Source organism: Priestia sp. YIM B13490 (genome assembly GCF_042787735.1).
Lineage (GTDB): Bacteria > Bacillota > Bacilli > Bacillales > Bacillaceae_H > Priestia > Priestia megaterium.
This window is the reverse complement of record NZ_JBHZOT010000003.1, coordinates 60,347-73,117: the sequence shown is the minus strand read 5'-3', so window position 1 is coordinate 73,117 and position 12,771 is coordinate 60,347. Positions and strand designations below refer to the sequence as shown.

Here is a 12,771-nt window from a genome sequence, read left to right as displayed (position 1 = left end):
TGAGAAGTCTTTTTTGCTCTAGATATATGCGCTCAAGCAGCCCAAACGAAGTTGATAATAAAAGCGGCGCTAATCATATACATAATCCAGTGAATTTCCTTCGCCCTGCCGGCTAACAATTTAACGAATGTATAAGATAAAAACCCTAGCGCTAAGCCTTCGCCGATACTAAACGTTAACGGCATCAAAATAATGGTACAAAAAGCAGGCACAGCATCTGTTATCTCGTCTAAAGGGATGTTTTTGATTTCCGTTAACATGAGAGCTCCAACCATAATTAAAATAGGCGCTGTAGCAAAAGCAGGAATAATGCTAATTAATGGCGTAAATAAAAGACTCACTAAAAACAACATGGCAACGACCAGTGCTTTAAGGCCCGTCTTGCCTCCTTCTGCAATTCCCGCAGCATTTTCTACATACGCGTTCATTGCGGTAGATCCCATAGCAGCACTGGCTATTGTCGCAAGAGAATCTGCCATAAGCGCTTTATCTAACCCTTTAATTTCACCTTTTTCATCCATTAATCCAGCTTTTTTAGATAATCCAATCATCGATCCTAAATTATCAAACAGCTCCACAAGTGTAAATGAAAAAATAATAGAAAAAAGACCGTAATGAAGAGCGGATTTAATATCCATTTGTAAAAAAGTTTCCGACATGCTCGGCATTGAAAATGACACCACGCTGCTGATGCTTTTAGGTGCTTCTACTATGCCCAGCACCATCCCGGCAATTGATACCAGCAAAATGCTAATCAGTGCAGCTCCTTTAATTTTTCGAGCAGTTAATACAGTTACCGCGATAAAACCTAATAAAGCAAGGAATGGGCCCGGTTTTGTAAGCTGACCAAGAGCTACTAAATTTTCTTTGTTGCTTACAATAATGCCTGCTTGCTTAAAACCGATAAAAGCAATAAATAGACCGATTCCAACAGAAATAGCACTTTTTAAAATAGCAGGTATCCCTTCAATAATCTTCTTGCGTAAGCCTGTTATCGTTAAAATAAAAAATACAACCCCTGAAATAAATACGGCTCCTAAACCTGTTTGCCACGTTAGCCCTTCACCCAATACCACTGTATACGTAAAAAAAGCGTTCAGCCCCATTCCTGGTGCTACTGCAATAGGCATGTTCGCCCATAATGCAAACAAAAGAGTAGCAAAGACAGTGGCAAAAATCGTCGCTGCAATTGCCGCTTCTTTTGGAATGCCTGCATCTGCTAAAATCGTCGGATTAACAAAGATAATATAGCTCATCGTCACAAAAGTAGTAATTCCAGCAAGAATTTCTGTTTTTACATCTGTTTTGCGTTCGGTTAAATGAAACAGCTTATCCAACCATGAAGGGTTAGGTGCTGATTTTTTTATTAGTTCCATATGCTGAGTTTCAACTTTTTCATTTATCGCCACTTGCTTTTCACTCCTTTAATTTTCGATTCATTCTCTTTTAACTCGCTTTTACAGCTCCTCTATAAAACAGTGTGTTTTTAACCATTTCCCCTCTCTTTTTCATGAAAATATCTATAAAAAGAGCCGTGAAAACAGAAGGGAATCCTTCTGTTTTCACGGCTCTTTGCTTCTGTAAACAGAAGATAAGCATCCGTTTTTTACGTATTTGCACAACAAACGATTTCATCGAACGTTTTGCAATTTATATAGCGAAGTTATTTAAAGCAAATAACCGTACAAGAATTCTCTGTAACAGGATCATAGTCTCTAAATAAAGAAGTGACCTGGATATCAAATAAAAGCTCCACTTTTTGCTTTAGCATTTTTTTATATTTAGTCGACAAAGCGGCATCAAGAGACATCACTAATTCTCTATATTCTTCACTGAGTGCTTCGAGTGCCGGCATTCTTTTTGATTGAGCTAGTATAAGAATTTTATTATCAATAATATCTATTTTTTGAGTATTCACGCCTACATGAAAAATTTCTTGGCTAATTTGAGTATACAAAGTAGCTATCTTCTTTTTAGAGATCGGCTCCATATGCTTCACCTTTTTCATTGTTAAAAATATGTTTTTGCTATATTGTTTTCACTTGATTATTGTCCTTTGACCAGCTGCCGACAAATTCAGGCTCATCATAGTCAAAGAAATTAGTTAAATTCTCATGGCGATTATCAATAAAAAGCTGATTGGCGACTTCTGAGACGAGCTTTGGTATCGCATATTTTAGCCCTGAAAGAGCGGATGCAGAAATTCCACAGCTAATTAAAGCGGAATAATTAAAAGCAAAAAGGCCATATACCATTTTTTGACCTTCCCTATTACGACTTAAAAAAGCAAAGCCGTTACTAAGGTAAGGATGGGCATCCAATACTGGGTTGGCAATTTCATGCGGTGCTTTGTAATGATCGTTCCAGCGAGCGATGTGTTTTTCAACAAGTTGCAATTCTGGACGCAGAGCCGGATCTGTTAGAAGTCCGGTGCTAATAATTAAATAGTCAAACGTAAACGTTCCCTGAGGAGTGGTTACAACTGCTTTGTCGTGTTTTTCCTCGACGTCGAGCCATGGGGCATGTACGTGCAAATGAAAACCTGGCCATGAGGAAGCGCGTCCAAATGTATCATTCGTAGGCGGCTGATTGTATTCGAAAAAATGAGCCATCACTTCATATTTTTCAGCATCTGACAGAGCATGGAAACGTTCAATCATTCCTGAAGCTTCCATTTGTCTGATTGGATTAATACGCGGAAGTTCTTTTCGTCGAACAAATACATGAGCTTCAGCAACTCCTTCGGAAAGCGCATAGTTGGCGTTATCAAACGCGGATGCTCCTCCTCCTAAAACAGCTACTTTTTTGTTCTTCAACGTAGTAAAATCAATGGTTTGTGAAGTGTGAGAATAAAGATGAGGCGGCAATTTTTCAGAAATCATAGGTGGAACATGCCATTCTCCTCCTCCTTGAATTCCTGTAGCTAGTATCACTTTACGTGCCATCAGTGTAGGACACACGGCTCCATTCCCTTCAATATGCAAGCGATGGATACCTGTTTCTGCTGGCTCAATTAACGTTAATTTTATTTCATTCGCCACAGGAAGGTTAAGAATGTTCCGGTACCAGCGCAAATAATTCATCCAGTCTCCTCTTGGAATTTTGTCAAGAGCTTCCCATCCTTCTGAGCCGAATTGTGCTTCCCACCACGCTTGAAACGTCAGTGAAGGAATTCCTAAATCGATAGATGTTAAGTTTTTGGGCGTTCTTAGCGTAATCATTCGCGCGTACGTTTCCCACGGACCTTCTAAACCCGAACGATTTTCATCAATAGCAAGAATATTCGACACGCGTTCTCGCAGCAAGCCAAAGGCTGTTCCTAAACCGCTTTGACCTCCTCCAATAATGATTACATCGTATACGTGTCCGCTCTTAGGGGTAATTGGCTGTACCTCTGTTGGTTTCCTAAAGGAAAGGTAAGAAAGATCGGTTTCTACTCTTTTATTTAAAGCTTCTAAGCTCATCGCTATCTCTCCTTTCAATAAAGTTTCTCCGTGATAAAAGTTTATTTTATACCTAACACAAAATGATAGGTTTTATAACATCGTTTAATTTATATTTATATTATCACTTTTGGAATATGATTGTATCTCCATTCTCTCTAAAGTTTTTTTTGCAAATTGTATAAAATCACTAATATAATTTTTTTATATCTTATGTATGGAACCATATTTACATCGTTTAAAAGGAAAAAACCATTACAAAGTTTAATGAAGAAAGCTTTTCTGACATAAATTTCAAGGGGAACATGTGCAAGTTTGTGACAGTTATTTGTTAATTACGCTCTACTACTTGACTATCGTATTCATCAAATCTATAGTCATAATTAGTAACTCAGCAAAGGGAGTCAACGTATGAGAAATTTATTTAAAATAACAGCTATATTTACAACGATTGTTATGTTTATTTTAATGATTGCCGGCAGTCTGGTCACAACCACAGGATCTGGATTAGGGTGCGGAAACGAGTGGCCGCTGTGTAACGGGCAGTTAATACCCGAATACGCGGTAGCAACAATGATTGAATATACGCATCGTTTGATTACCGCATTTGCAGGTCTTCTCGTTTTAGCATTTTCTATTTGGGCTTGGATTCGTTACCGCAGAAACCGTGAAGTGAAAATTTTAGCGATTCTGAGTATTGCATTTATCGTTATTGAGTCATTACTCGGGGCTTCTGCAGTTATCTGGCCTCAGTCAGCTGAAGCGCTAGCACTGCATTTCGGTCTTTCGCTTATTGCGTTTACCGGCGTATTTTTGCTTTCCATGTTTGTTATTCAAAAAGACCGTTCGGATCATTTTATTAAAGGAGCGGTCACAGGCAAATTTAAAGGGCTCGCATGGTTTACGCTTATATTTACCTATTGCGATATTTATTTAGGTGCATATGTGCGTCACAAAGGTGCAAGCTTAGCATGTACAAGCTTTCCTGCTTGTTATGGCAATACGCTTATTCCAAAACTTTCAGGAACAACAGGTATTCATTTTGCCCACCGATTTGCTGCTCTTGTACTGTTTGTTCTTATCATTTGGATTATGGTATCTGCCATCAAACAGTACAAAGAAACCCGCCGTGATATTTATTACGCGTCCATCATTGCGGTTGCTTTAACCATTGCTCAAGTATTCAGCGGTATCTTTGTTGTCATGTCTCGTTTAAATGTCTTTGCTACACTGTCTCACTCAGCATTTATTACAGCGTTATTCGCTACGCTTAGCTACATTTGTGTACAGACTTTAAAAGGTAAAAGACGATAACTCAAAAAAACACGTGCAGTTCATAACTGCACGTGTTTTTTTGAGTTAAGCTAGTTCTATTCCGCCTGTAATCCCGTAAACTTGAGCTGTTACGTAGCTTGCATCCGTTGAAGCTAAAAATACGTATACATTTGCCAACTCTACTGGCTGACCAGCACGCTGCAACGGTGTATCTTGTCCAAAGCCTGGAATAGCGTCGCTTGGCTGCCCTCCAGAAATTTGCAGCGGCGTCCAGATAGGTCCTGGAGCAACGGAGTTGACGCGAATACCTTTTGGAGCTAATTGCTTGGCTAGTCCGCGAGTGAATCCGTTAATGGCAAACTTTGTAGCTGCATAGTCTAATAAATTAGGACTTGGGCTATAGCCTTGTACAGAACTTGTTGTAATAATAGAAGCACCTGCCGGTAAATAAGGCAGCGCTGCTTTTACGGTCCAATATAAAGAGAATACATTTACTTCAAAGGTTTTGCGCAGTTGGTCCGTTTCTAAATCAGCAATATCTTCTACTGCCTGCTGTTTGCCAGCTACGAGCGCTAGAACATCTAAACCATCTAATTCTTTATAAGCTTTTTCTACTAGCTCTTTGCAAAAAGATTCTTCGCCTACATCACCAGGTATGAGAACGGCTTTTCTTCCTTCTGCTTCAATAAGCTTTTGTACTTCTTCTGCATCTGCTTGCTCTTGTGGCAAGTAATTAAGCGCAACGTCTGCACCTTCTCTTGCGTAAGCAATCGCTGCTGCCCGGCCAATACCTGAATCTCCGCCCGTCACAAGAGCTTTTCTGCCTTTTAATTTACCTGCACCTATGTAACTGTTTTCCCCGCAGTCCGGGATGACGTTCATTTCTTTTTGTACACCGGGCGGTTCTTGATACTGTTTTGGATAGTCTTCATGGAAATATTGAGTTAATGGATTATTTAGTTTTGACATATTCGTCACTCCTTTATGAATGAATCCTTAACCAACTAAGGAAAAGTTTTCTATATACTTGTTCTTCCCGTCCTCTTCTTTAGTAAACATGCTTGATGTGCTCTATTATCCTCACTTTTCTTTCATTACCTTTCCCCTTCAATCAACAGCTAAAAACAGCTGCATACCTGAAATCTACGTTTACCATCACAATAAAAAAATCCGAACGAGTCGAATTCTTTATTAAGAATCTCGATTCCTCGTTCAGATCTTCTTTTAACTAAGATACATTTATCCCCCCCTCTTTAAATAAATGGTGAGAGCTTTGTATTTTACTGTGAACAATAAGCGTTCTTTTTCTTCTGTTCTGCTACTCTGTTAGTTCCACTTGTAAAGGCTTTGATTCTTCTTCGGCTTCTTTAGGAGTGCGAACAATTAACACATCACATTTGGCATAGCGTAAAATATGCTGAGATACGCTTCCGATTAAAATGCGCTCTACGGCGTTTAGCCCCGTCGCACCGCATATAATTAAATCAACGTGCTTATCGGGAGCAATTTTTTTAGATATTTTTGTTTTAGGAGAACCGTGTTCAATTAATGTCTCGACTTTCGTTACTCCAGCCTTAAGAGCTAGGTTACTATAGTTGGTCAAAAGTTCTTCAGCAAATTTCTCTGCATCTTGAAAGCGTGTATCTGTATAGAATGCATAAGGTGATGGACTTAACGCCTGTATGTCGATAACGTGACAAACTATTAAATGAGCGTTATTTTTTTTCGCACTGTTAACTGCTTTTTTGAATGCCCACTCTGCTTCTACAGAACCGTCTACTGCTACGAGGATGTTACGATAAGCCATATTCATCATAATCTCTCCTTTGTCTTTCGTTTATAAAGAACTTTCCTTGCTACACTTTTATTTTACTTCTTGCGCAAACGAAAGTATGTGATTTTTATCACAATATATAGAAATTAATAAAAATGGAGCCGTGTGTAGTGCACGGCTCCATTTTTATTGAACTTGAGAGTTAAAAGTCATTATCCAAATCGATCCTGCTACAATCGTAATAACAAAAACGATTCCAAGTATTAAAGCCATCACATTATAGCGGGGCTTCTCTCCGTCTTTGATATGCATGAAGAAAAACAGTTGAATGAAAAATTGAAGCACGGCCATTCCTAGAATGCTAGCTAGTAATATATTTTTAGAAAATACATGGTTTAATACCAGCATCAGAGGAATAACGGTTAAAATAATCGAGAAAATAAATCCTATTGTATAAGCTTTTAACGATCCATGGTTCTCCATCTACATCACCCCCATTAAATACACAACCGTGTAAAGGAAGATCCAGACAGCATCAAGAAAATGCCAGTATAAGCTGATAATCGTCACTTTTCGCTTTGTTACAGAGGTAATTCCATATCGTTTTAATTGGATTGTAATTGAAATCATCCAAATGATGCCGACAGAAACGTGCAGCCCGTGCGTACTAACTAGCGTATAGAAAGCTGTAAAAAATGCGCTGGTGGAAATGGTTGCTCCTTCATGAACCATTGTTTGAAATTCATGAATTTCAAGGCCCACAAAGCACATACCTAAGAGCAGAGTTACGATTAGCCAGCCAATTAAAGGTTTTATTTTTCCCTTGTGCATGCTCAGCACAGCTAATCCGCTCGTAAAGCTGCTCGTTAATAAGATAAACGTTTCAGAAACAAATCCTGGAACTTCAAAAAATTCCTTTCCTGTAAGGCCTCCCGCAGTATGATTAACAAGAACGGCATACGTAGCAAATAATGCTCCAAATAGGATGCAGTCCGTTACGAGGAAAAGCCAAAAACCCATAACTTTGATTCCTTCATCATGTTCATCATGATGTTCTTCGTGGTGCGCTGTCGCATAAGCCATGTCAGCCAACCCTCCCTACTGAATCTTCTGTATGTCGAATTTCATCCACCGGAATATAATAGTCCGAGTTGTATTGAAAAGAACGAACTAGTAAACAAGCTCCGACTCCTGTCAAACCGAATATCGCCATCCACACCCAGTGGAACGTTAAGCCAAAACCAGCAATGAACCAGAAAACCGACATGATAAATGGAATACCTGAATTCTTAGGCATATGAATCGGAGAGAAAGCAGCTGTTTCCTTCGCTTTTTTCTTTTTTCTTTCTTCTTTTATTGTCCACCACGCATCTTGCCCCGTTACTGTTGGAATCACTGCAAAATTGTAGTGCGGCGGCGGTGAAGGGATGGACCATTCTAATGTACGTCCATTCCAAGGATCCCCTGTTACATCTCGTTCTCCGTACTTAATGCCATGAAGAATCTGCCATGCTTGAAAGATAAACCCTATGCCCATAAAGAAAGCTCCGACTGTAGAGATAACGTTCAGTGGTCCCCATCCCATGTCAAAGTCGTACGTATAAATACGGCGTGTCATTCCCATAAACCCTAATGCGTATTGAGGCATGAAGCATACATAAAAACCAATATTCCATGTCCAAAACGCCCATTTACCAAGACGGTCATTTAATTTAAAGCCAAACATTTTTGGCCACCAATAGTACAAACCTGCAAAAAAGCCGAATACAACGCCTCCAATTAACACTTGGTGAAAGTGTGCAACTAAAAAGTAGCTATTATGATACTGATAGTCTGCGGGAGCTGCTGAAAGCATAACACCCGTTGCTCCTCCCACAACAAAACACGGGATAAAAGCAATTGTCCATAGCATTGGCTGCGTCATTTGAATACGGCCGCGGAACATCGTAAATAACCAGTTGAACACTTTAACACCCGTTGGAATTCCGATAGCCATCGTCGTAATAGCAAAAAACACATTCACATTAGCACCTGCACCCATCGTAAAGAAATGATGTACCCATGTGAAATACGATAGAACGCTAATAATCATCATTGAAAAAACCATAGACTTATAGCCAAATATCTTCTTTTGAGAAAACGTTGCAACGATTTCAGAAAAAATGCCGAATGCAGGAAGTACAACGATATACACTTCAGGATGTCCCCACATCCAAATTAAGTTAATGTACATCATCGGATTTCCTCCGCCGGTCATAGTAAATAAGTGTCCGTCAAAGAAGCGGTCAATAAACAATAAAGCAAGCGTTACGGTTAATACAGGAAACGCGAAAATGATAATAATACAGCTTGCTAGAACGGACCACGTGAATAGGGGCATATGCATAAGTTTCATGCCCGGTGCACGCATTTTTAAAATAGTCATAATAAAATTAATTCCAGAAGCCAAGCTGCCAATACCTGATATTTGAATGCCCCAAATATAAAAATCTTGACCTGGTCCAGGACTGAACTGCATGCCAGAAAGCGGAGGATAACTCAACCATCCTGCATCTGGCGAGCCGCCGATTACAAACGACAAATTGAAAAGCATGGCGCCAAAGAAAAATAGCCAAAAGCTTACCGCGTTTAAAAAAGGATAGGCGACATCCCTTGCTCCAATTTGAAGAGGTACAACAATGTTAAAGAACGCAAACATAAGCGGCATTGCCATAAATAGAATCATAATGGTTCCGTGCGTAGTAAAAATTTCGTTGTAATGATTAGAATCTAGAAAATGCCACTGAGGGAATGCTAGTTGCATACGCATTAATAATGCATCTACTCCGCCTCGAAACAGCATTAATAATGAAGAAAGCATATACATAATACCAATTTTTTTATGATCCACCGTTGTGAGCCACTCACGCCATAGCCACTTCCATTTTTTAAGATACGTAAGAACAAAAATAATACCGGCTAATGTTAATAAAATGGCGACATCTGCTCCGTAAATCATCGGTTCTCCTGTCACAAAAAAATGAGATGAAAAATCTTTTAATTTTTCTAACAACTTATTTTCCTCCTTCCTGGTGCTCATGCTGTGCATGTACTTGTTCTTCAGAAGCCACATTCATAGTCTTCATGTCTTCATTTTTCATATGGTGATGCTGACTATAATATTGACCACCGTTTTTAATGACAATTTCTTGGAATAAGCCTTTAGGAATGGTAGAATACGATTTTTCTAGAGAAAGACCTTGTTGGGCAAGATTGCTATAATCAGCTTTTGTTAAAGCTGGTGATGTTTCTTTCACTTGCTTTACCCATTGATTAAATTCTTTTGTCGATGTAGATTTAACTTTAAAGTTCATATGAGCGAACCCTTCACCCGTAAAATTAGCACCCGAACCAAAATATTCTCCCTTGTGATCAGCTTGCAGCCAAAGCCCCATTGCCATTCCCGGCATGGTATATAATTGTCCTCCCAGCTCCGGTACCCAAAAAGAATTCATAGGTGCATCTGACGTTAGCACGAATTGAACGGGCACATCTTTTGGAATGTTGACATAGTTCACTGTCGCAATATTTTGATCCGGATATTGAAATAACCATTTCCAGTCAAGGGATGTTACTTCAATTGTTAGCGGCTTTACATCTTTTTTCGGCGGATCTACTAAGTCATACGTCGTCTTGGCCGTAGCGAAACCTAAAATACCAATAATAATAATGGGGATGCCCCACCAAATAAATTCAAGACGCTTACTATCGTCCCAGTCTGGCCTATACGAAGCCTTGTTTCCAGGCTTATCACGGTAGCGTAAAACGATATACACAAGCAGACCTAAAACAGGAATAACAACAATTGTGCATAAAATTATGGAAAAAATAATTAACTGGTATTCTTTTTGAGCCACCGCCCCCTGCGGATTTAAAATCAAATAACGACTATCACAGCCTGCTAAAAAAATTGTGATGAATACGGAGAGAATGATTAACTTGCCAATATGCATTGATTTTTGCTTTCTCACCTAAGCTCAGGCTCCCTTCTTCTAAATCTCTGTACATAATAATAGTATATAAACGTGCATATTAGAGATGCATCTCAACAGATCAAAAGGCTAATAACCTCCTAACATATTGAAGTTTGTCATGACATATTGCTTACTCCTAAAAAATTATCATGTTGTATCATTAAAAGGTGTGATATTCATCACACTTGAAGCGCTTTTTATCTAGTTTAAATGGCTTTACCATAAATTCGTCACATATTTGGGTAATTGTGGGGAATAAAAGGTGCCTTGTGACTATCCTAATAAAAGAAAAAAACTCTTCCAGTTTTTATTAACTGAAAGAGTTTTTTATAAGTACTAGATGAAGTATTGAGCTTTAACACTTACTGATTTGCTTGTTTGACCTGCTGAAACATCCAATCAATCATTTTCCGATTCTGATACGCGGGAACCCAGGAAGCATGATCATACTTTAATTCTTTAGGATATTCCGTATATAGCGGATACCCCCAGATTTTTTGTAAATTCATTGCACCGTTATTTATATTTACGATGAAACACTCCTCATAAAGAAAACTATATTTCTATTTTCAAAGAGACTTATCACTATAGCAATATTTTTTAAAAAAGCTATCCACTTTCTTCATAAAGCTTACATATTAAAAACACCTAAAGATAGTTTAGGTGTTTTTGAAATTTTTATATTCATCTATTCTCTAAGTAAAAGCTCAATGGTTATATGGCCTTCTTACTCTTTGAAGCCCTAGTTTTTTTCTCCACATATTTTCCATTTGTTCGAGAGTTTTACCTTTTGTTTCAGGAACAAATTTCCAGACAAACAAAGCAGAAAGTATACTCATTAAACCGTAAAAACCATATGTTAATCCTCCGCTATATTCCATCATCACGGGATATGTAGAGGAAATAAAATAGTTAGCCGCCCACTGAGCAGCTACGGCAATAGCTACAGCACGACCTCTAATTTTATTAGGAAAAATCTCTGAAATGAGCACCCAACAAATTGGTCCCCATGACATCATAAAGGAAGCTGTATAAATAATGATAAATACAAGCGTCCCTATACCAATGATGTTTGAAAAAGCCATGCTTGCTACACCGAACATTCCAATGGCCATTCCGATAGACCCTGTTATTAATAAAGGTTTTCTTCCCAAACGATCAACCGTCAAAATTGCAATTACTGTAAAAATAACGTTTACTAATCCCATAATAATAGTTTGCAGCATAGAAGAACCTTTAGCTGCTCCCATGCTTTCAAAAATACGCGGAGCATAATATAGAGCTACATTGATTCCTACAAACTGTTGAAATACAGAAAGCAGTATACCTACAACGATAACTAATTTTCCATATGCCAATAATTTTTCAGACGAAACATTGGTAGAAATTGTTTGTTTAATATCTTCTAAAATTGATTTCGCTTCTGAAGATCCATTAATTTTAGTTAGTATGGCTAAAGCTTTTTGATCTTGATTCTGTATAGCTAAGTAGCGAGGCGTTTCAGGAACTAAAAACAAGAGTGCTGCAAAGAGTAAAGCTGGAATGGCTCCTGAAGCAAACATGTATCTCCAACCTACATCATTAATCCATTCTAAGGTTTCCCCATTTGCAATACCCCAATTCACGAAGTAAACGACTAACATTCCAAAAATAATCATAAATTGATTGAACGATACCAATCTGCCGCGAATATCTGCCGGTGCAATTTCTCCTATATAGATGGGACAAATGGCTGATGCTAAGCCAACACCAATCCCACCTATAATGCGGTAGAAGTTAAAAGCAAGTAACAAAGAGAGTGTCGGTTCCCCTTTTGTGAAAAATAAAAACTCAGGATAAGAAGCGCCTAACGCTGAGACTATAAAAAGAATAGCTGCTAGTATAAGTGATTGTTTGCGTCCTAGTTTCGTCGCAAAATAACCAGATACCAATCCTCCAATAATACATCCTATTAAAGCACTTGATACAGTAACACCATGTGCTAAAGATCCTAACCCTAAGCTGTCAATAAGATACACCTTTAATGATTCTTCAGCTCCAGATATTACAGCTGTATCATATCCAAACAGTAACCCTCCGATAGCGGCAACTAAGGTAATAGAAAAAATATATAATGAGTTTCGATTTTGTTTCATGCGTTGTTAAAAGCAGTTAGTTAAAAGTAACAGTAGAAGTTCTATTTCTAACTGAGTTCGCACTTATTTGAATACGTTTTCAAATTCTTGGAACACAAAAGAAATTTTCGTCGTCTATTCGACTAACTGCT

The 12,771-nt window shown here is 38.4% G+C and carries 12 protein-coding genes; 1 reads left to right on the top strand and 11 read right to left on the bottom strand.

The genetic code is table 11. The annotated features are described in order from the left end of the window. Positions 1 to 32: 32 nt before the first annotated feature. The 3 genes from ACFX4R_RS10280 to ACFX4R_RS10270 form a co-directional block, all read right to left on the bottom strand. Entirely contained in the window at positions 33 to 1,409 is a 1,377-nt protein-coding gene (locus ACFX4R_RS10280; RefSeq protein ID WP_377559342.1) for an NCS2 family permease, read from the bottom strand. 254 nt (positions 1,410 to 1,663) lie between these two features. Continuing rightward, positions 1,664 to 1,990 (bottom strand): Na-translocating system protein MpsC family protein, encoded by a 327-nt coding sequence (locus ACFX4R_RS10275; protein WP_043981928.1) that lies wholly within the window; start codon positions 1,988 to 1,990, stop codon positions 1,664 to 1,666. Positions 1,991 to 2,027: 37 nt separating this feature from the next. Then, positions 2,028 to 3,464 (bottom strand): NAD(P)-binding domain-containing protein, encoded by a 1,437-nt coding sequence (locus ACFX4R_RS10270; protein ID WP_377569500.1) that lies wholly within the window; start codon positions 3,462 to 3,464, stop codon positions 2,028 to 2,030. A gap of 390 nt (positions 3,465 to 3,854) precedes the next feature. On the opposite strand from ACFX4R_RS10270, the gene ACFX4R_RS10265 reads away from it, so the two are divergent. Beyond that, on the top strand, positions 3,855 to 4,757 hold the full coding sequence (locus ACFX4R_RS10265; protein WP_043981926.1) for a COX15/CtaA family protein: 903 nt from the start codon (positions 3,855 to 3,857) through the stop codon (positions 4,755 to 4,757). Positions 4,758 to 4,802: 45 nt separating this feature from the next. Here the strand turns inward: ACFX4R_RS10265 and ACFX4R_RS10260 are convergent, their stop codons facing one another. The 8 genes from ACFX4R_RS10260 to xylE all read right to left on the bottom strand — a co-directional run bounded on the left by ACFX4R_RS10260 (position 4,803) and on the right by xylE (position 12,640). Beyond that, entirely contained in the window at positions 4,803 to 5,687 is an 885-nt protein-coding gene (locus tag ACFX4R_RS10260; RefSeq protein ID WP_013056577.1) for an SDR family oxidoreductase, read from the bottom strand. A gap of 349 nt (positions 5,688 to 6,036) precedes the next feature. Then, a complete protein-coding gene (locus ACFX4R_RS10255) occupies positions 6,037 to 6,531 on the bottom strand; it encodes a universal stress protein (RefSeq protein ID WP_043981924.1) in 495 nt (164 codons plus the stop codon). A 147-nt stretch (positions 6,532 to 6,678) separates the two neighbouring features. After that, a complete protein-coding gene (cyoD, locus tag ACFX4R_RS10250) occupies positions 6,679 to 6,975 on the bottom strand; it encodes a cytochrome o ubiquinol oxidase subunit IV (protein ID WP_043981923.1) in 297 nt (98 codons plus the stop codon). Then, a complete protein-coding gene (cyoC, locus tag ACFX4R_RS10245; protein ID WP_043981922.1) occupies positions 6,976 to 7,575 on the bottom strand; it encodes a cytochrome o ubiquinol oxidase subunit III in 600 nt (199 codons plus the stop codon). It lies immediately after the preceding gene. Between the two features lies 1 nt (position 7,576). Next, the gene (qoxB, locus tag ACFX4R_RS10240; protein WP_377569830.1) at positions 7,577 to 9,571 is read right to left on the bottom strand and encodes a cytochrome aa3 quinol oxidase subunit I; all 1,995 of its coding nucleotides are present in this window, start codon (positions 9,569 to 9,571) and stop codon (positions 7,577 to 7,579) included. After that, entirely contained in the window at positions 9,546 to 10,484 is a 939-nt protein-coding gene (locus tag ACFX4R_RS10235; protein WP_043982615.1) for a cytochrome c oxidase subunit II, read from the bottom strand. The genes qoxB and ACFX4R_RS10235 overlap by 26 nt, the downstream gene beginning before the upstream one ends. A 383-nt stretch (positions 10,485 to 10,867) precedes the next feature. Then, positions 10,868 to 11,014, bottom strand: a complete 147-nt coding sequence (locus ACFX4R_RS10230) for a hypothetical protein (protein ID WP_157842273.1) — start codon at positions 11,012 to 11,014, stop codon at positions 10,868 to 10,870. Between the two features lie 198 nt (positions 11,015 to 11,212). Beyond that, positions 11,213 to 12,640, bottom strand: coding sequence for a D-xylose transporter XylE (xylE, locus tag ACFX4R_RS10225; protein ID WP_377569498.1), 1,428 nt, complete (start codon positions 12,638 to 12,640; stop codon positions 11,213 to 11,215). Positions 12,641 to 12,771: the final 131 nt, after the last annotated feature.